The sequence below is a fragment of the Pseudomonas sp. GW821-FHT07E12 genome (assembly GCF_058986605.1).
On sequence record NZ_JBYSVX010000022.1, the window covers coordinates 55,135 to 74,565 of the forward strand.

Consider the following 19,431-nt stretch of genomic DNA (forward strand, 5'->3'; position numbering starts at 1 on the left):
GCAGGCACTCCATGTCGGGGTGTCACGTCTCTCACCGAGGAACTGTCATGCCGATCCTGCGTTTGGAAATGCACCCCGGCCGCTCGCCGGAACAGAAGCGTGCCTTCGTCAGCGAAGTTACCCGGGTTGCTGTTGAAACACTCAGCTGCCCGCCCGAGAGCGTGGATGTGCTGATCACCGAAGTGCCACGCGAACATTGGGCGAAGGCGGGCAAGCTGGTGTCGGACAAGTAAATCAGCGACATGACCCGGCCCGCATCGTTCAACGATGGGGCCGGTGCGGTATGACCGGGGATGGCGAAGTGCAGGAGAGCGGGCTCCGGTGACACGGATCCACCCGCTCCCGCTCAGGAAGCCGCGCGCGCCACCTGGAAGCCGGCGAACGACTGGTTGACCGGCATGATCTCCAGCCGGTTGATGTTGAGGTGCGGCGGCAGCGTGGCGACGTAGAAGATCTGCTCGGCGATGTCCTCGGCGGTCATCGGGTCGGCGCCGCGGTACAGGGCGTCGGATGCGGCCTGGTTGCCGCCGGTGCGCACCAGGGTGAATTCGGTCTCGGCCATGCCCGGCTCGATGCTGGTCACACGCACGCCGGTGCCGTGCAGGTCCGAGCGCAGGCCCAGCGAGAACTGCTTCACGAACGCCTTGGTGCCGCCGTAGACGTTGCCGCCCGGATACGGATAGCTCGAGGCCACCGAGCTGATGTTGATGATCGCGCCCTTGCGCTCGATCAGGGTCGGCAGCAGGCGATGGGTCAGGGTCACCAGCGAGGTCACGTTGGTGTCGATCATCTGCCGCCACTGCGCCAGGTCGGCCTGCTGCGCCGGTGCGGTGCCCAGGGCGAGGCCGGCGTTGTTGATCAGCACGTCGATGCCGGCAAAGGCCTCGGGCAGATTGGCGATGGCTGCTTCCAGCGCATCGTTGTCGCGCATGTCGAAGGCGGCGATGTGCACCTGCCCGGCCGGCAGTTCGGCGGCCAGTGTCTGCAGGCGATCGGCACGACGGCCGGTGGCGATGATGTTCCAACCGGCGGCGGCGAAGCGCCGCGCCGCGGCGGCGCCGAAGCCGGAGGTGGCGCCGGTGATCAGGACGGTTTTGGGCATGACGGATTCCTAGGGGAAGGAGCCGCCGATTCTCGCACCTTCGCGGGACAGCGGTCCTGTGGGGCTACTGTCCTGCCGGAAGCATCCCGGTAATTCCCCTGCATGCCAACCGAAGAAACAGCCCCCCAGGGCGCGCGCCGACAGGCGCGGGGATATGGAGATAAAGGGCATGGGCCCCAAGGTTTGCTCCGCAAACCTTGGGGCAACACCGCCAAAGCGGTGTTACTGCGCCTTGATCGCGATCGCCGGCAGGCCGGTGCCGGCAAGCTTCTGCTTGGCTTCGGCCAGCTCGCTGGCGGTGCCGTAGGGCCCCATCCGTACGCGATACACGGTCTTGCCGCCGATGTCGGCCGATTCGACGCGTGCGGCCAGGCCCAGCATCGCCAGCTTGGCCTTGGTTGCCTCGGCATCGCCGGATGCACCGAACGAGCCGGCCTGCAGGATGTAACGCACGTTGTCGGCCGATGGAGCCGCCGCCGTTGCAACGGTGGTCATGGACGGCGCCGTGGCGGGCTTCGCCGGCGCGGTATCGACGGCAGCCGGCAGCGCGGCGGTGCGCGCAGGCGCCGATTCGGGCAGCGGCGCGGACCGGCTCGGGGTGGTTTCGGCGATGGGCGTCGGGGCGGTCGATGCCGTTGCGGTCGGCGACGCCGGCACGGGCTTGCCTTCCAGTGCCGCCTTGGCGCGCGCGGCTTCCTCGGCGCGCGCGCTGGCAGCCAGCTCGGCGTCGGACATCTGTACTTCCTTGCCGGGCAGCAAGGTGTAGAAGTCGTACTGGGTCGCGCCGTCGCCCGGCTTGGCGTCCGGCTTCACCGTCGGCTTGGGCAGCTCGGCCGGTGCATCGACATCGGCGTCGGCGACCGGTGCCGGTTGCGCATCCGGATTCGGGCGCGGGCCGACCCGCAGGAAACCGTCGCCTTCCTTCTTGAACAACCCTGGCGCGGCCAGGAACACCACCGCGGCGATCGCCGCACCGGCGACCAGCCATACCCAACCGGGCGTGCCGTTGCCGGTGTTGCGTCGTGCCTGACTTTTACCGCGTCGTGCTGCCATGACTCGCTTTCTCTCCGATCACTTGCGTTGGGACCCTGGGGTCCGTCACATCTTTTCCGGTGCGCTGACACCGAGGATTTCCAGGCCGTTGGCGAGCACCTGGCGCGTAGCCAGCGCCAAGGTGAGCTTGGTACTGCGCTCGCCAGCATCGTCCACCAGAATCTGCGTGCCGTGATACCACGTGTGGAATGCATGCGCCAATTCGCGCAGATATTGCGCGATCAGGTGCGGCTCCAGCGCTTCGCCGGCGATCTCGACCACCTCCGGATAGCGCGAGAGTTCGGTCATCAGCCACAGCGAGGTCTCATCGCCCAGGCGCGCGAGTTCGGCGATGCCGGTGCCCTGGTCATAGTCCAGACGCTTCTCCTGCGCCTGGCGCAGCAGGCTGCACACCCGGGCGTGCGCGTACTGCACGTAGAACACCGGGTTGTCGTTGCTCTGCTGGCGGGCCAGGTCGATGTCGAAGGTCAGCTGTGAATCCGGCTTGCGCGCGATCAGGAACCAGCGCACCGCATCGGCGCTGGTCTCTTCGATCAGATCGCGCAGCGTCACGTAACTGCCGGCGCGCTTGGACAGCTTCACTTCCTCGCCGCCGCGCATCACCGTCACCATCTGGTGCAGCACGTACTCCGGCCAGCCCTGCGGGATGCCGACTTCCAGTGCCTGCAGGCCAGCCTTCACCCGCGTCAGCGAGCCGTGGTGGTCCGAGCCCAGCTCGGTGATCGCGCGCTCGTAGCCGCGCTGCCACTTGGTCAGGTGATAGGCCACGTCCGGCACGAAGTAGGTGTAGCTGCCGTCGGACTTGCGCATCACGCGGTCCTTGTCATCGCCGAAGTCGGTGGACTTCAGCCACAGCGCGCCGCCTTCTTCATAGGTGTGGCCGGACGCGATCAGCTTCTGCACCGCTTCCTCGACCTTGCCGTCCTTGTACAGCGAGCTTTCCAGGAAGTAGATGTCGAAATCGACGCGGAATGCGGCCAGGTCGTGGTTCTGCTCGTTGCGCAGGTAGGCCACGGCGAAGCGGCGGATCGAATCGATGTCCTCCGGATCCTGGGTGCCGGCGACCAGCATGCCTTCCAGGTCGACCGTCTCGCCGGCCAGGTAGGCGCGGGCGACATCGGCGATGTACTCGCCGTTGTAGGCCTCGGTCGGCCACTCGGCATCGCCCGGCTTGAAGCCGCGCGCGCGTGCCTGCACCGAACGCGCCAGGTTCTCGATCTGCACGCCGGCGTCGTTGTAATAGAACTCGCGCTTGGCGTTCCAGCCGTTGGCTTCGAGCAGGCGTGCCAGGCAGTCGCCGATCGCCGCGGCGCGACCGTGGCCGACGTGCAGCGGACCGGTCGGATTGGCCGAGACGTATTCGACGCCGACGGTGCGGCCCTTGCCGGCCAGCCCGCGACCGTAGTCGTGGCCATCCTTGAGCACCTGCACCACTTCGCGCTGGTAGGCGCTCGGGGCGAGGTGGAAGTTGATGAAGCCCGGTCCGGCGATCTCCACGCGCGACACTTCAGCGCTGGCAGGGAGCGCTTCGACCAGTGCCTGCGCCAGTGCGCGCGGATTGCTGCGCGCGGCCTTGGCCAGCAGCATCGCGGCATTGGTGGCGAAATCGCCGTGCTCGCGGGTCTTGGGGCGCTCGACCACGAAGTCCGGCGGCAAAGTGTCGGCGGGCAGGGTGCCATTGGCGCGCAAGACTTCGATGCCTTGGCCAATCAGGGCGCGGAGTTGGGGTTTCACGTTGGAGTCTGCTTGGAGCAAGAGAACGGACGATTTTAACCGACCGGGCGGGGCAAGGCCCGGGGGATGGTTCAGGTGGGGTCTGCAGGCCTTGTGGAGCGGAGCTTGTGCTCGGCGTCCGGCTTCCCCGGTAAGGCCCCAGCGGAGCGGGCCCCCCTCTACAGCCAGCCGCGTGCGGCCAGCGATACCGGCGGGCCGTCGCCGATGATGAAGTGATCGAGCAGGCGCACGTCGACCAGGTGCAGCGCATGCCGCAGCCGGTCGGTGACGGCGCGGTCGGCCGCCGAGGGTTCCGGATTGCCGGAAGGGTGGTTGTGACCCACGATCACCGCCGCCGCATTGTGGCCCAGGGCGCGGCGCACGACCTCGCGCGGATGCACCTCGGCGCCGTCGATCGTGCCCTGGAACAGTTCCTCGAAGGCCAGCGCGCGATGTTGCGAATCCAGGAACAGGCCGGCGAACACCTCCTGCGGCCGCGTGCGCAGACGCTGGGCGAAGTAGTGGCCGGCGCTCATCGGATCGTTGAGGGTGCTGCCGCGTTCCAGCTCGGCGGCCAGATGGCGCTGGCCCAGCTCCAGCGCGGCGGCCAGCTGGCAGGCCCGCGCCGGGCCCAGTCCGGGCAGGTGCGCCAGGGCACGCGGTTCGCGGTCGAGCAGGTTGCGCAATGGCCCGTGCGCCTGCAGCAATTCGCGCGCGGTCTGCACCGCGTCGCGGCCCTTCAGGCCCGAGCCGAGGAAGATCGCGAGCAGTTCGGCGTCGGAAAGCACGCCGGCGCCACGGGCCAGCAGTTTCTCGCGGGGACGCTCGTCGGTAGGCCAGTCACGGATGCGCATATGGCCAGATTGCCGCTGCTCATGCGCCTGGGGCATCAGGCCGTAACGGCGCTTGGGCTAATCTAGTTGTCCTTGAAACGGTAGGAAATTCCCGACGTGACCGGCTCCATTCAGGCACGCCCTCTGGACGGACAGCGCGTACTGCTGTGCGTCGGCGGTGGTATCGCCGCATACAAATCCCTCGAATTGGTGCGGCGTCTGCGCGACGCCGGTGCGCAGGTGCAGGTCGCGATGACCGAGGGCGCGCAGCAATTCGTCACTCCGCTCAGCTTCCAGGCCCTGTCCGGGCAGCCGACCCGCACCACGTTGTGGGACAGCGCCGCCGAACAGGCGATGGGGCATATCGAACTGGCGCGCTGGGCCGACCGGGTCGTGGTCGCACCCGCCACCGCCGACCTGCTGGCACGCCTGGCGCATGGTCTGGCCGACGATCTGGTGACCACGCTGTGCCTGGCCACCACCGCGCCGCTGACGGTGTGCCCGGCGATGAACCACCGCATGTGGCTGCATCCGGCCACCCAGGCCAACATCGCCACGCTGCGCACGCGCGGTGTGCAGGTGGTCGGGCCGGAGGACGGTCCGCTGGCCGAAGGCGAATCCGGTCCGGGCCGGCTCACCGAGCCGGACGCGATCGTCGCCGTGTTGACCGCGAACATCCCGGTCGCCGCCGCTACGCCAGCACCCGTGGTCGAAGGTCGCCTCAAGGGCCTGCGCGTGGTGATCAGCGCCGGTCCTACCTATGAAGACCTGGATCCGGTGCGCTATGTCGGCAACCGCAGCAGCGGCAAGATGGGCTATGCGCTGGCCGCCGCCGCCGCCGCGCAGGGCGCCACGGTGGTGCTGGTGAGCGGCCCGGTGCAGCTGCCGACGCCCGCGGGCGTCAGCCGGGTGGACGTGCGCTCGGCCGCGCAGATGCGTCAGGCCGTGCTCGGCGCACTGCCGGCCGACATCTACATCGGCGCGGCCGCCGTGGCCGACTACACGCCGCGGCGCGTGGCCGAGCAGAAGATCAAGAAGACCGGCGACACGCTGACGGTGGAGCTGGTGCGCACCCCGGACATCCTGTCGGAGGTCGCCTCGCAGACCGGCACGCTCAAGCTGGTGGTCGGCTTTGCCGCCGAGACCCATGACGTCGAGAAGTACGCGCGCGGCAAGCTCTCGGCCAAGCATCTGGATCTGATCATCGCCAACCAGGTCGGCATCGCCGGCAGCGGTTTCGAGAGCGACGACAACGCCGCCACCGCCTACTGGCAGGGTGGCGAGCGGGCGTTCCCGAGCAGCAGCAAGGCCGAACTGGCCGGACGGCTGCTCGAGTTGATCGCCGAAAGGTTGCAGGCATGAGCGCGCCACAGCCATTGCAGGTGAAGCTGCTCGATCCGCGCTTCGGCGATGCCTGGCCGCTGCCGGCCTATGCCACCGAAGCCAGCGCCGGCATGGACCTGCGCGCCGCGCTGGACGCGTCGCTGACGCTGCAGCCCGGCGATGCCGCGCTGGTCCCCAGCGGGATTGCGATCCACGTCGCGGATCCTGGCCTGTGCGCGATCGTGCTGCCGCGCTCCGGGCTCGGCCATCGCCATGGCATCGTGCTCGGCAACGGCACCGGCCTGATCGACGCCGATTACCAGGGCCCGCTGCTGATCAGCGTGTGGAACCGGGGGCGCGAGCCCTTCACGATCGAACCTGGCGACCGCATCGCGCAACTGGTAGTGATGCCGATCGTGCGCGTGGCCTTGCAGGTGGTGGATACTTTCGCCGACAGCACACGAGGAGCGGGTGGATTCGGCCACACCGGCGTGCGCTGACAGGGGAACGTCGAGATGAGCGAGGCACACGAAGGCAGGTCCCGGCCTGCTGAGTTGCGCAGGGCTGCGCCGCTGTTGGCGGTGTTGCTGCTGTTGCTGGCCGGATGGTTCGGCTGGAGCGGTTACGCGCAGTGGCGCGCGGATGCGGTCGCCGAGCAGGTCGGGCAGATGCGCGACCAGGCCGTCGACGGCGTCGCCCAGGCCTTGTCCGCGCAGACCCGCCAACTCGATGCCGTGTTGAAGAAGCCGGCGGTCGCCGCCGCGCTGGCCGGCGGCGATGCGGCCGCCGCCGTCGCCGCGATCCGAGAAGGTTTTGCCGGTGCGCAGGATGTGCAACTGCTGCCGTCGGACCTCGCCGAGGCCTACGCCGAGCCCGAACGCTTCGGCTATGCCCGGCTTGGGCTGCTGGAGGGGGCGCAGTCGGGCAAGCAGACGCTGGCGCAGGTGGTGCGCGACGACGGCAAGGTGCAGTTGGGCGTCGCCGCGCCGGCCTTGCTGGCACAAGCACCGGTGCTGGTCTATGTGCGTCTGCCGCTGAGCAAGCTGACTGCGCCGCTGGATGCGATCGCGTTGCCGTCGCAGGCCTATCTGGCGTTGCGCCAGGGCGGCTACAACGTCACCCAGAAGGGCGCGCAGGCGTTGGCCAACGGTGGCGAAGCGCAGGCGCGGCCGGTCGGCAAGACCGGCTTGCGGGTTGCTGCCGCCACCGAAGAAGCCGATGCCGGGCCGTTCGGCCTCGGCGCGATCCCCAGCATGATCGTCGCCGCATTGCTGGTGGTGCTGACGGTACTGGTGATCGCGCTCAGTCGTGGCCGCATCCCGCTGGGGCGCCCACGTGCCGCGTCGGTGACCGACGACGCACCGACTTTGAGCCAGGCCCTGCAGGAACTTCCGCCGGTACCGGGCGACGATGCAGTCGCCGCCGCCGAGAAAACCGTGGCTGCACCGCCGCCGATCGAGGTGGCGCCGGGCATCTTCCGTGCGTACGACATCCGCGGCGTGATCGGCAAGGAACTCAACCCGGCCGTGGCCACGCTGATCGGCCAGGCGATCGGCAGCGTGATGCAGGTGCAGGGCTTGCGTGAGGTGGTGGTCGGTCGCGACGGCCGGCTGTCCGGGCCGGAGCTGTCGACTGCATTGATCGAAGGCCTGCGCCGCGCCGGCTGCAAGGTGATCGACATCGGCCTGGCACCGACGCCGGTGGTCTACTTCGCCGCCTACCACCTGCGCGCCGGCAGTTGCGTGGCAGTGACCGGCAGCCACAATCCGCCGGATTACAACGGCTTCAAGATCGTGATCGGCGGCGAGACGCTGGCTGGGGAGGCGATCGCCGAGTTGTACCAGCGCATCAGCGAAGGCCGGCTGCATCGCGCAACCGAACCCGGTGCGCTGGAGCAGCAGGACGTCAGCGATGACTACATCCAGCGCATCGCCGACGACGTGCAGCTGGATCGCCCGCTCAAAGTGGTGGCCGATGCCGGCAACGGCGTCGCCGGCGAGATCGCCCCGCGCCTGCTGGAAGCGATCGGTGCCGAGGTCATCCCGCTGTACTGCGAGATCGACGGCACCTTCCCGAACCATCACCCGGACCCGAGCGAGCCGCACAATCTTCAAGACCTGGCGCAGATGGTGCAGCGCTTCGACGCCGACCTCGGCATCGCCTTCGACGGCGATGGCGACCGCCTGGGCGTGGTCACCAAGGACGGCACGATGGTGTACGCCGACCGGCTGCTGATGCTGTTCGCCGCCGACGTACTGCAGCGCAACCCCGGCGCGCTGGTGATCTACGACGTGAAGTGCACCGGCAAGTTGACCGACTTCGTGCTGCGCAACGGCGGCAGCCCGATGATGTGGAAGACCGGCCACTCGCTGATCAAGGCCAAGATGCGCGAAACCGACGCCGAACTGGCCGGCGAGGCGAGCGGCCACTTCTTCTTCAAGGAGCGCTGGTACGGATTCGACGACGGCCTGTACGCCGCCGCGCGCCTGCTCGAAATCCTGGCGCAGCGCGAAGAGCCGCTGTCGGACGTGCTGGCCGAACTGCCGGCGAGCGTGGCGACGCCGGAGATCAAGGTATCGGTCGAAGAATCGGCACATGCACTGGTCGAGCGTTTCGTCGCAACGGCCAGTGCCGAGGAAGACGCGCCGTTCGCCGGTGCGCGCCTGTCCACGATCGACGGCCTGCGCGCCGATTTCAGCGACGGCTGGGGCCTGCTGCGTGCCTCCAACACCACCCCGGTGCTGGTGCTGCGCTTCGAGGCCGACAACGACGCCGCGCTGGCGCGCATCCAGGCATTGTTCCGCAGCCAGTTGCAGCCGCTGCTGCCGGAAGGGGCCGTGACGTTCTGACCGGCCTGTCGGCATGCCGGAGGGTCTTCATTGAACGAAGGCCCTCCGGATGCGCCGGCAAGCGAAGACAGTTCTCGGATCGGACGGTAAAAGTGATCCGAGATCCCCGGGCTTTCGCTGGCGATCGCGGCTGTCGTGTTCGCAGCCGGTGACCGGGAAGGAGACAACATGACCGACGCGATGTGGCAGCGCTGGCAGGCCGATTGGCGATGGATGGAGGCGATCGCGCGTCGGCGCGGTTGGAAGCTGGCGCCGCTGGTGATGGATCCACCCGCCGACGAAGCCGCGATGCGTCGTCTCACGGCGGCCGCCGGCCTGGCGATGCCACCGCAGTTGCGCGAGGTGCTGACGCGCTACTCGGCCCGCGTCTGCTTCGACTGGCAGATCCCCGCGCATCTTCGGGCGATGGAACAGCGTGGTTTTCCCACGTCCAGCCACAACCGGGGCGCCATCTGGGACATCGACCAGATCGAGAATGGCGCGATCCCGAATTTCCTCGGCTGGAAGCGTCAGCTCGCGCAGGTCGATGAGTCCGAGGCACCGAATACCCCGCAGATGTGGGAGCGGCAGTTCCCGTTCTATGAACTCGCCAACGGCGACATGCTGACGATCGACATGCGTGCGCCGGATGGGCCGCATCCGGTGCGCTATTTCAGCCACGAGCTGGAGGTGCTGCATGGGCAGGCGCTGGCACCCGATTTCTTCAGCTTCATCACCGAAATGGCCAAGCTAGGCCATGCCGGCACCGAATGGGCATCCTGGATGCGTTTCGGCCAATGGCAGGATGATCGCTACCCTCTGCGTGCCGACAGCGAAGGTGGGCAAGCGTGGCGGCAATGGCTGGAAAGTGATCCCATCGAGGTGGCAGGCGATGCGCCACCGCCGGTGATTCTCGCTGAAACAGCGGCGGAACAGGCGTTGCTGGTGACCGCACGAAGTGGCGATACCCACGCCGCGCTGGCCGCACTCACGGCCGGTGCGCGGCCGGATGTGGTCTGGAACGACGAGTGGGACAGCGACACGCCCACCTACGACGACCCGTTCGCGACGGCGCTGACCTATGCCATCCGGCGCAACGATATCGCCTTGGCCGAGCAGCTCGTCGAGCACGGTGCGGCATTGAACACCCGCCATCTTGCCGTCGCCGAGGCCGTTTGCAGCGCCTCGCTCGCGACCCTGGCATGGCTGATCGGCAAGGGCGCGCGCGCCGACGGATGGCAGGATGAGCGGTACTGGCCATTGCATCTGCTGCTCACGCGTCGTGATCGCCATGTCGCTGGATCGCGGGAGCAACTGGAGGCCCGATTGCGCGAAGAAAACGGCCTGTGGAACTACAAGGGCATGGATCCGCAGATGGCCGCCATTCTTGCCGAGCAGGCGGAGAAGCGGATCGCAGTCGACCTCGCCGCGCATATCGACCGAAACGATTTCCTGGCGATGCTGGAGTTGCTGCTCGATGCCGGTGCCGATCCGGACGCGCGCTGGGACAATGGCATCACCATGCTGATGTGGACCGGCCCGGAGGTCGCGCGCATCCTGATTCGGCATGGTGCCGACCCGAATGCCAGAGCACCGGACGGTGACATGCCCCTGCATTACGCCAGATCGGCAGAGATGGCCCGCGTGCTCGTCGAGGCCGGTGCCGACATCGATGCGCTGGCATCGCCGGATGGCCGCAGAAGCGAGTCCGATATGGTCTACACGCCGCTTCAGTCGGCCCTGATGCGTAGCGACCTGCGAGGTGTCGAAGTCGCCCAGGCGCTGCTGGAACTCGGCGCTGATCCGATGAAGCGTGATGGAGATGGTTTCCCGACCCTTGCTTACGCGTCGGGCGTGTCGGCCTTCAGGTTGATGGCGCCCTATGGCTTCGATCCACTGGAGCGCCTGCCCGACGGCGGCACGCTGCTGCATCGCCTTTACCGGCAACGTGGCGTGGCCCGCGCAAATTTCCCGGAGGAGGTCGCGATTCTTGATCTTCTGCTGGAGCAGGGAATCGATATCAACGCAGCGGACGCCACGGGCCAGACCCTTCTCCACGTGGCGGCTGATGGCGCGTTCGACGGTGCCTCGATCGAACTATTGTTGCAGCGGGGCGCCGACCGCAGCCTGCGTGACCACGCCGGGAAACGCCCGATCGATCTGGTGTCCCGCTCCAGGAAGGACGTCCGCGCCGCTTTGAAATAGATGCGGTTGCCAGGGTGCATGCCGCCGGCGGTTCAGCCGGTCGGCAGTGCCGCCGCTGTGGTCGTCGTCACACCTTTCAGGCCGCGATAACGCTGCAGGATGTTGTCGATCTCGCCGTCCAGATCCCGGCGCTGCTGTTCGAAGCTGGCCTGCAGGCGCTGCTGCCCGACCAGTTCGGCATGGCGCTGGCGGATGTTGCCGGCGAGCTTGTCGTTGATCTTCTGCCCGGCCAGCTCGCGCTCGCCGGCGCTGCGCAGCAGCGTGACCAGGCCTTCGCGCAGGCTGGTCACGTTGTAGCGCGCGGTGCGTACGTTGTTGTCGATGATGTTGGTGCGCTCGTTGAACACGCGGCGCAGGTCGTCCTCGGTCTGGTACGACATCAGCATCGCCTGATCGGTGCGCTTGCGGGTCTGCTGGGCAGCCTCGTCGGCGCGGTGCTGGGCCTCGGCCGCCGCCGCCGCCGCGCGCTCATCGGCACTGAGCGCGCGTTCGATCTCGGCACTGCGCAGGCCGCTCTTGGCGTTGAACTCGTCGCGCGCCTGGTTGACCGCCTCCGGCGGCAGGGTGTCGCTGCAGATGCGATGGCCGTTCTGGTTCCAGCAGTACAGCTTCTTGTTGCCGTTGGCCTGCGCGTTCTGGGCCGGCGCAGCGGCGTACGCCATGCTGGTCAGCATGAGCACGCCGAGCGTGGCCAGGCGGAAATGGTTCGGCATCACGGCAGCCCCCTGCTGTCTGTCAATTTGAATCCCCGCACAAGCATATCCGGGCTTTTGCGAATTGAATCCCCGCACATGAATCTTGCGAGGGATTCGCCATTCACGCATCGGTTCCGTAGCGGCTGCGATAGGCCAGCAGCGGTTCGCGGAAGCCGACAAGGTCGGCGTTTCCAGCGGTGAATGCAAGCAGGTCGCCCAGGTTGGCGACGGCCACCACCGGGATGCCGGCTTCGGCCGCCACGGCCTGCGCCGCCGAGCGACGGTCGCTCTCGGCGGCGATCTCCTGCCGGTCCAGCGCGACCACGATCGCCGAGGGGGTGCCACCGGCGGTGCGGATGATGTCCAGCGCTTCGCGGATCGCGGTGCCGGCGGTGATCACGTCATCGACGATCAGCACCTTGCGCCCGGCCAGCGGCGCGCCGATCAGGGTGCCGCCCTCGCCATGCGCCTTGGCTTCCTTGCGGTTGAACGCCAGCGGCAGATCACGGCCGCGCCCGGCGTACTCGCAGGCCAGCGCGGTCGCCAGCGGGATGCCCTTGTAGGCCGGTCCGAACACCAGGTCGAAGTCGAGCAGGGTTTCATCGATCGCATCGGCATAGCAGCGCGCCAGTGCCGCCATCTTGGCGCCGGAGTCGAAGCGGCCGGCGTTGAAGAAATACGGACTGACACGCCCGGACTTCAGCGTGAACTCGCCGAAGCGCAGCGCTTCGGCGTCCAGGGCCAGCTCCAGGAAGCGGCGGCGGTGGTCGGGCATGGGATTGGGAATTCGGGATTGGAGATTCGCGAAAGCATAGCGGGTCAGAGTGCTGGGAGCCGAATGGGGTACGCTTTTACGAATCCCCAATTCCGAATCCCCAATCCCCGCCTCATGCGCATCATCAGTTTCAACGCCAACGGCCTGCGTTCCGCCGCCAGCAAGGGGTTCTTCGAGTGGTTCACCGGCCAGCACGCCGACGTGCTGTGCGTGCAGGAGACCAAGGCCCAGGAACACCAACTGGCCGGGCCGGAATTCCTGCCGGCCGGCTACAAGGCCTGGTTTCGCGACGCCAGCACCAAGAAGGGCTACAGCGGCGTGGCGATCTACGCCAGACGCGAGCCCGACGAAGTGCGTACCGCATTGGGCTGGCCGGAGTTCGACGAGGAAGGGCGCTACATCGAGGCGCGCTTCGGCAATCTCAGCGTGGTGTCCTTCTATATCCCGTCCGGTTCGTCCGGCGAGTTGCGCCAGGGCTACAAGTTCCAGGTGATGGAGTGGCTGCGGCCGATCCTCGACGAGTGGCTGGCCAGCGGCCGTGACTACGTGCTGTGTGGCGACTGGAACATCGTGCGCAGCCGCCTGGACATCAAGAACTGGACCAGCAACCAGAAGAACTCCGGCTGCCTGCCGCCTGAGCGCGACTGGCTCAACGGGCTGTGCGCCGATCGTGCTGACGAAGCAGATCCGGCTGCCGGGCGCGGCTGGATCGACAGCTACCGCGCGCTGCACCCGACCGGTGAGGACTACACCTGGTGGAGCAACCGCGGCGCGGCGCGTGCCAACAACGTCGGTTGGCGGATCGACTACCAGCTGGCGACGCCGGGCCTGCGTGAGCGGTTGCAGGCATGCTCGATCTACCGCGAGCAGCGCTTCTCCGACCATGCGCCGTTCACGGTGGACTACGCGCCGTGAGCAGTGCCGGCGGCGCCGGATCACGGGTTTCCTACAAGGGCTGGCAGGGCATCCGCCGCGCCTTCGCCACGCCGTCGGCGCTGGCGATGGCGTTCCTGGGCTTCGGCAGCGGCCTGCCGTTCCTGCTGATCGCCTCGCAGACGCTGTCCACGCGCCTGCGTGACGTCGGGCTGGACCTGGGCAGCATCGGCCTGATCAGCCTGGCCAGCTTCTTCTATCTGCTGAAGTTCCTGTGGGCGCCGCTGATCGACCGCTACGCCTTCCCGCTCACCGCGTTCCTGGGCCGGCGCCGTTCCTGGCTGCTGGTGTCGCAGGTGGGCGTGGGCATCGCGCTGTTCGCGCTGGCGTTCTCGCGCCCGGACCTGAGCGTGGCCGGGCTGGTGACCTGGGTGCTGATCGCTTCGTTCTGCGGCGCCACCCAGGACGCAGTCGTGGACGCCTACCGCATCGAGATCGCCCCGGAGAGCGCGCAGGCCGCGCTGGCGGCGACCTACACGCTGGGCTATCGGGCCGGGCTGATCCTCGGTGGCGCCGGCGCGCTGTATCTGGCCGAATTCCTCGGCTGGTCGTGGGCCTACATGGCGATGTCGGTGTTGATGCTGCTGCCGGTCATCACCACGCTGGTCTGCCGTGAGCCGGTCGCGCCGGAATCGACCGTGGAGCGGCGGATCGACGTGATCGGCGCGTTCTGGCAGCCGATCTCCAGCTTCTTCACCGGCAATGGCGTGGCGCTGGCAGTGGCACTGCTGCTGTTCGTTGGCATGTTCAAGTTCCCCGATCAGGTGATCGGCGTGATGGCCGGGCCGTTCTACCTCGACTCGGGCTACACCAAGGCCGACATCGCCACCGTGTCTAAGCTGTTCGGGCTGTGGATGGGCATTGTCGGCGCCTTCGCCGGTGGCGCGGCGGTGGCCGCGTTCGGGTTCCGCCGCATGCTGCTGCTGGCCGCGCTCGGCGTGGGGCTGTCGAACCTGGCGTTCCTGCTGATGGCGCACAACCCCGGCCAGCTCTGGGCGTTCTACGCGGCGTTGTCGGCCGACAACCTGTTCCAGGGCTTCGCCGGCACCGTGCTGGTCGCGTTCATGTCATCGCTGACCGACCGCAACTTCACCGCCACCCAGTACGCCCTGCTGGTGTCACTGGCCAACCTGCCGGGCAAGTTCGTCGGCGGCGTGTCCGGCTTCATCGTCGAGGCCACCTCCTACAGCACCTTTTTCATCCTCAGCACGCTGACGGTGATCCCCACGCTGCTGCTGCTGGCCTGGCTGTGGCCGCATATCCGCGACCGCTCCGGCGCGCCCGCCGCCCCGGTGGATTGAAAGACGTGCCCCAGTTGCCGATGATGCACCCCGGGGGATCCGGTACGTCGTCGCTGGGGAGTGGCATGACCGATCTGGTGTTGCGCGATATCGATCCAATGTTGGTGGACCGCATCCGGCGCATTTCCGTGGCGCGCGGCTGGACCCAGTACCAGACGGTGGTCCACCTGCTCGAACAGGGCCTGTTCGCCAGCGAACACGAAGTGCATGGCGGCTTCCAGAACCGTGAGGTGGACGCACTCGCCGAGGCGATCGCCGCACTCAAGGCACTGCCGGCCGGAAGCGCGTTCTAAAACATCGAGCGCAATCACCCGCGCAATCACCTTCAGCCGCGATAGGGCTTTACCGGCGCAACTCACGCCGGATGGATCGCCCCCAGGATACGTGGCCCCCGCGCACCGCTGACCGAAGGCAGATTGGCCGGCCGCCCGGCCAGTGCCTGGGCCGCCAGCCACGCGAACCCCATCGCCTCCATGTAATCCGGATCGAGCCCGTGCACCGCACTCGATTCCACCACCACGCCGGGCAGGCGCGCCGCCAACCGCCCCATCAACACCGGATTGCGCACGCCGCCGCCGCAGACCAGCACTCGACGCGTATCCGGCTGGAGGCGCAGCAATGCATCGGCGACCGTCGCGGCGGTCAATTCCAGCAGCGTCGCCTGCACGTCCGCGGCCGGCTGCGGATCGCCCTGCAGTTGCGCCTCGACCCAATCCAGATGGAACTGCTCGCGACCGGTGCTCTTGGGCGGCGGCAGCGCGAACCATGGATCGGCCAGCAGCCGTGCCAGCAGCGCCGCGTCCACCCGACCGCTGGCGGCAAACGCACCGTCCGCATCGAACGGCGGGCCAAGATGCCGTTGGCACCAGCCATCAAGCAGGGCGTTGGCCGGCCCGGTGTCGAAGCCAAGCACACGGCCATCGCGGGGAATCAGCGTGAGGTTGGCGATGCCGCCCAGGTTCAGCACCGCGCGGTCCTCGTCGGCAGCACCGAGCATCGCCAGATGGAAGGCCGACATCAGCGGTGCGCCCTGGCCACCGGCGGCGACATCGCGGCGACGGAAATCGGCCACGGTGGTGATGCCGGTCAGCTCGGCGATGCGGTTGGCATCGCCCAGTTGCCAGGTGAATGCCGGATCGGCCAGCGGCCGATGCCGCACGGTCTGGCCATGCGAGCCGATCGCGCTGATCTGCGCGCGCTCCACACCGGTTTTCTCGATCAACCGGTTGGCGGCTTCGGCAAAGGTGATGCCGACCTGGGCATCGAGCCGGCCCAGCGTGTCGAGCGAACCGATCTCGCCACCTTGGCCCAGCGCCACCAGTTCCTCACGCAGCGCCGGTTGCCAGGTGGCGCTGATACCGCCGACGAGTTCGCAGCGCGGGCCGTCGCCCTCATGGAAGCGCACCAGCGCCGCATCGATGCCGTCGGCACTGGTACCGGACATCAGGCCGATGAAGTAGGGATCGGAGGACATAAGCGGACCCGGCGGAAAGGACACCGCAGCTTCGGCTGCCCGCCGCGCCCGGTCAATCGGCAATCAGGCCATTCAGGCCGGGATGCGGCCCACGCGGCCGGCGCGACGGGCCGGCCATCGCCTGCAAGCCCGTCTCAGCCGCGACCCTTGCCGGCCTTGCGCGCCGGCCTGTTGCTGTCGGCGTCGGCGAACATCATCTGCTCCATGCCCTTGATGCGCGCCATCGCCGGTGTGGTCTGGGCGCGGAATGCGGCCAGCTCGGCACCGCTCAGCGGCTCCGGCGGCGGCATCGTCACCGAGGCCGGGTTGCGCTGGGTACCGTTGACGCGGAATTCATAGTGCAGGTGCGGCCCCGTCGCCAGGCCGGTCATGCCGACATAGCCGATCACCGTGCCCTGGTTGATGCGCTGCCCGGTCTTGATCTTGCCGAAGCGCGACATGTGCCCGTACAGCGTGCTGTAGCCCTTGCCGTGATCGAGGACCACCACGTTGCCATAGCCGTTCTGCTGGCCGACGAACTGCACGCGCGCATCGCCGGCGGCCATGATCGGCGTGCCCGAGGGCGCGGCGTAGTCGATGCCCTTGTGCATGCGCATCGTGCCCAGTACCGGATGCTTGCGCGCGCCGAAGGTCGAACTGATCCGGCTGTAGGCCACCGGCATGCGGATGAAGCTCTTCTTCAGCGGGCGGCCATTGATGTCGAAATACTCGGCCGGCTTGCCGGCACGCTCGAAACGGAAGCCGGTGTAGGTCTTGCCGCCGGTGGTGAAGGTGGCGGCCAATATCTTGCTGGTGTCGATGCGCTCGCCTTCGCGCCAGGTCTCGTCCATCACCACGCTGAAACGGTCGCCCGGCTGCAGGTCTTTGTCGAAGTCGATGTCGTACTTGAAGATGTCGTCGGTCATCGTCGTCACCGCCGACTGCGGCAGCCCGGCCTTGCTGGCGTCCGCGGACAGCGAACTGGTGATCTCGCCGCTGGTGACCACGGTGCGGGTCACGGTTGCGCGCTCGATCACCTTCTCGCGGATCGCTTCGCCCTGCAGTTGCAGCTCGACCCGATGGCTGGGGTCGCGATCGAAGCGCAACCCCCTCAGCGTGCCCTGGGTCGACACATCGAACGCCAGTTCCGCGCCCGGACGCAGCTTGGTCAGCACCTCGCGGGTGCCCGGGTGCCCGAGTACCTGGTACATCACCGCGGTCGGGATGCTCAGCTCACCAAACAGGTTGCTCAGGGTCTGGCCCGGTTTGATATGGAAGATCTGCCAGTCGTCGGCATGCGCTGGGCTCTTTTCAGCCAGCGACAGCGGCGGCAGGGGCAGCGGCAACGTGGAATGGCTCGACAGAGGCGCGTCGATCGCATTGGAGAAGCCCGGCACGATCGTTGCCACCAGCGCACCGATGGTCGCGAACAGGCTTGCGTGAATCCAATGGCGGCGGGTCCAGCGTTCGTTGAACGCGGCGGGGAGGTGTTGCTTGAGCCTTCGATGCAGGGCCGAGTCGTGGAGGACATGGAGTCTTTCCTGAATGCGCTGCTTGCGCACGCGGCCCTGCTCGGAGTTGTGCATCTAGTGGATCCTCATGGCTCGAAGCGAAAACACAAACGCCGGTACCATAGAGGCCCATTAACAGCGCGTCAAACCATTGAGCCTGTTCATTTTTTGCCTTGGCGCGGGATTAACTCGCGTTTAACATCGTTCATGTTTTTTTGCGGCGCCGAGCCGTTGGAGTCGTCCTTTGTCATCGATCGCAGATTCGCTCGCACTCATCGGCCGTGGCGCCGACGAGATCCTCAAGTCCGAAGAGCTGGAAACCCGACTGAAAAACGGGCGCCCATTGCGGGTGAAGGCCGGTTTCGACCCGACCGCGCCGGATCTGCACATCGGCCACACCGTGCTGCTCAACAAGATGCGGCAGTTCCAGGACCTCGGCCATCAGGTGATCTTCCTGATCGGCGACTTCACCGGAATGATCGGCGACCCGACCGGCAAGAACGTCACCCGCAAGCCGCTGACCCGCGAGGACGTGCTGGTCAATGCCCGCACCTACGAGGAGCAGGTATTCAAGGTGCTGGACCGCGAGCGCACCGAGGTCCGCTTCAACTCCGAGTGGTTCGGCCAGATGAATGCGGCCGACATGATCAAGCTCGCCGCCCAGCACACCGTCGCCCGCATGCTCGAGCGCGACGATTTCGCCAAGCGTTTCGCGTCGCAGCAGTCCATTGCCATCCACGAGTTCCTCTATCCATTGGTGCAGGGCTACGACTCGGTGGCATTGAAGGCCGACGTCGAACTTGGCGGTACCGACCAGAAGTTCAACCTGCTGATGGGCCGCGGCCTGCAGGAGCACCACGGCCAGTCGCCGCAGATCGTGCTGACCATGCCGCTGCTGGAGGGATTGGACGGCGTCAACAAGATGAGCAAGTCGCTGGGCAACTACATCGGCATCAACGAGCCGGCCATCGACATCGTCACCAAGACCATGAAGATCGGCGACGAACTGACGTGGCGCTGGATCGACCTGCTCAGCTTCGAGATCTCCGTCGCCGAAGCCGCACAGCTGCGTACCAGCGTGGAAACCGGTCAACTCAACCCGCGCGACGTCAAATTGCGCCTCGCCCGCGAGCTGGCGACCCGTTTCCATGACGCGGCAACGGCCGAGCAGGCCATCGCAGGCTGGCATGCCGTGGTCACCGGGCAGGGCGACACCTCTCTATTGCCCTTGCAGCAGGTCCAGGTGCCCTCCGAGGGCGTACGCATCGCCGCCCTGCTGACCGCAGCAGGATTGACCACCAGCAACTCCGAGGCGACACGCAAACTCAAGGAGCGTGCCGTGCGTGTGGAGGGTGAAGTCATCGAAGATCCGCAGCGTCAGTTCGCGCCGGGCTTCGAAGGCGTCATCCAGATAGGCAAGCGCAATTTCGCTCGCGTCTTACTAGTGGCTGCCTGATCGCGAGCGGATGGGAAGAGGTGAAAGAAATATTTCATTTCACCTCTTCCCATCCGCGAAGAAAGTGCCCATAATTCCGCTCCTCCCAACACGGCCTCTCGCGGAAACGCGCTGACAGTGAAGGGGCGTCAAAATCTCGGTTCAACGAGGTGTTGACGGAAGCAAAAACCGCTCTACAATGAGCGGCTTCCTTCAGGGAAAAGGCCTTCGGGTTTTGGATCGGAAGGGACGGCAAGATCCTCGGCAGCGA

17 protein-coding genes are annotated in these 19,431 nt (G+C 67.1%); 9 read left to right on the plus strand and 8 right to left on the minus strand.

All coding sequences use genetic code 11. The features are described 5' to 3' along the window. Nucleotides 1-47: 47 nt before the first annotated feature. The gene (locus AC3WJE_RS13280) at nucleotides 48-233 is read left to right on the plus strand and encodes a 4-oxalocrotonate tautomerase (protein WP_493731282.1); all 186 of its coding nucleotides are present in this window, start codon (nucleotides 48-50) and stop codon (nucleotides 231-233) included. 113 nt (nucleotides 234-346) lie between these two features. On the opposite strand, the gene AC3WJE_RS13285 is transcribed toward AC3WJE_RS13280, so the two are convergent. From AC3WJE_RS13285 to radC, 4 genes are all read right to left on the minus strand, one after another. Beyond that, complete coding sequence (locus AC3WJE_RS13285; protein WP_493731283.1) at nucleotides 347-1,102, minus strand: SDR family NAD(P)-dependent oxidoreductase; 756 nt, start codon at nucleotides 1,100-1,102, stop codon at nucleotides 347-349. 222 nt (nucleotides 1,103-1,324) lie between these two features. Continuing rightward, nucleotides 1,325-2,155 carry an SPOR domain-containing protein gene (locus tag AC3WJE_RS13290; RefSeq protein ID WP_493731284.1) on the minus strand — a complete coding sequence of 277 codons (831 nt, stop codon included), beginning with the start codon at nucleotides 2,153-2,155 and terminating at the stop codon, nucleotides 1,325-1,327. Between the two features lie 45 nt (nucleotides 2,156-2,200). After that, a complete protein-coding gene (argS, locus tag AC3WJE_RS13295; RefSeq protein ID WP_493731285.1) occupies nucleotides 2,201-3,889 on the minus strand; it encodes an arginine--tRNA ligase in 1,689 nt (562 codons plus the stop codon). 158 nt (nucleotides 3,890-4,047) lie between these two features. Beyond that, nucleotides 4,048-4,722, minus strand: coding sequence for a RadC family protein (gene radC / locus AC3WJE_RS13300; RefSeq protein ID WP_493731286.1), 675 nt, complete (start codon nucleotides 4,720-4,722; stop codon nucleotides 4,048-4,050). Nucleotides 4,723-4,818: 96 nt separating this feature from the next. Here radC and coaBC point away from each other — a divergent pair, with 96 nt between their 5' ends. From coaBC to AC3WJE_RS13320, 4 genes are all read left to right on the plus strand, one after another. Then, nucleotides 4,819-6,063 carry a bifunctional phosphopantothenoylcysteine decarboxylase/phosphopantothenate--cysteine ligase CoaBC gene (gene coaBC, locus AC3WJE_RS13305; protein ID WP_493731287.1) on the plus strand — a complete coding sequence of 415 codons (1,245 nt, stop codon included), beginning with the start codon at nucleotides 4,819-4,821 and terminating at the stop codon, nucleotides 6,061-6,063. Beyond that, on the plus strand, nucleotides 6,060-6,524 hold the full coding sequence (gene dut / locus AC3WJE_RS13310; RefSeq protein WP_493731288.1) for a dUTP diphosphatase: 465 nt from the start codon (nucleotides 6,060-6,062) through the stop codon (nucleotides 6,522-6,524). The genes coaBC and dut overlap by 4 nt, the downstream gene beginning before the upstream one ends. A gap of 15 nt (nucleotides 6,525-6,539) precedes the next feature. Then, on the plus strand, nucleotides 6,540-8,873 hold the full coding sequence (locus AC3WJE_RS13315; RefSeq protein WP_493731289.1) for a phosphomannomutase/phosphoglucomutase: 2,334 nt from the start codon (nucleotides 6,540-6,542) through the stop codon (nucleotides 8,871-8,873). 342 nt (nucleotides 8,874-9,215) lie between these two features. After that, nucleotides 9,216-11,057 carry an ankyrin repeat domain-containing protein gene (locus AC3WJE_RS13320; protein WP_493731300.1) on the plus strand — a complete coding sequence of 614 codons (1,842 nt, stop codon included), beginning with the start codon at nucleotides 9,216-9,218 and terminating at the stop codon, nucleotides 11,055-11,057. Between the two features lie 32 nt (nucleotides 11,058-11,089). Here the strand turns inward: AC3WJE_RS13320 and AC3WJE_RS13325 are convergent, their stop codons facing one another. Further along, nucleotides 11,090-11,770 (minus strand): hypothetical protein, encoded by a 681-nt coding sequence (locus AC3WJE_RS13325; protein ID WP_493731290.1) that lies wholly within the window; start codon nucleotides 11,768-11,770, stop codon nucleotides 11,090-11,092. Between the two features lie 103 nt (nucleotides 11,771-11,873). Then, nucleotides 11,874-12,527 (minus strand): orotate phosphoribosyltransferase, encoded by a 654-nt coding sequence (gene pyrE, locus AC3WJE_RS13330; RefSeq protein WP_493731291.1) that lies wholly within the window; start codon nucleotides 12,525-12,527, stop codon nucleotides 11,874-11,876. A gap of 114 nt (nucleotides 12,528-12,641) precedes the next feature. Here pyrE and AC3WJE_RS13335 point away from each other — a divergent pair, with 114 nt between their 5' ends. From AC3WJE_RS13335 to AC3WJE_RS13345, 3 genes are all read left to right on the plus strand, one after another. After that, nucleotides 12,642-13,442 carry an exodeoxyribonuclease III gene (locus AC3WJE_RS13335; RefSeq protein WP_493731292.1) on the plus strand — a complete coding sequence of 267 codons (801 nt, stop codon included), beginning with the start codon at nucleotides 12,642-12,644 and terminating at the stop codon, nucleotides 13,440-13,442. Further along, the gene (locus AC3WJE_RS13340) at nucleotides 13,439-14,761 is read left to right on the plus strand and encodes an AmpG family muropeptide MFS transporter (protein ID WP_493731293.1); all 1,323 of its coding nucleotides are present in this window, start codon (nucleotides 13,439-13,441) and stop codon (nucleotides 14,759-14,761) included. The genes AC3WJE_RS13335 and AC3WJE_RS13340 overlap by 4 nt, the downstream gene beginning before the upstream one ends. Nucleotides 14,762-14,826: 65 nt before the next feature. Continuing rightward, nucleotides 14,827-15,054 (plus strand): hypothetical protein, encoded by a 228-nt coding sequence (locus AC3WJE_RS13345; protein ID WP_493731294.1) that lies wholly within the window; start codon nucleotides 14,827-14,829, stop codon nucleotides 15,052-15,054. A 62-nt stretch (nucleotides 15,055-15,116) separates the two neighbouring features. Here AC3WJE_RS13345 and AC3WJE_RS13350 read toward each other — a convergent pair whose 3' ends face one another. Further along, nucleotides 15,117-16,235 carry an anhydro-N-acetylmuramic acid kinase gene (locus AC3WJE_RS13350; RefSeq protein WP_493731295.1) on the minus strand — a complete coding sequence of 373 codons (1,119 nt, stop codon included), beginning with the start codon at nucleotides 16,233-16,235 and terminating at the stop codon, nucleotides 15,117-15,119. 134 nt (nucleotides 16,236-16,369) lie between these two features. Further along, nucleotides 16,370-17,800, minus strand: a complete 1,431-nt coding sequence (locus tag AC3WJE_RS13355; protein WP_493731296.1) for a peptidoglycan DD-metalloendopeptidase family protein — start codon at nucleotides 17,798-17,800, stop codon at nucleotides 16,370-16,372. A 169-nt stretch (nucleotides 17,801-17,969) separates the two neighbouring features. Here AC3WJE_RS13355 and tyrS point away from each other — a divergent pair, with 169 nt between their 5' ends. Beyond that, complete coding sequence (tyrS, locus tag AC3WJE_RS13360; RefSeq protein ID WP_493731297.1) at nucleotides 17,970-19,181, plus strand: tyrosine--tRNA ligase; 1,212 nt, start codon at nucleotides 17,970-17,972, stop codon at nucleotides 19,179-19,181. The last annotated feature ends 250 nt before the right edge of the window (nucleotides 19,182-19,431 follow it).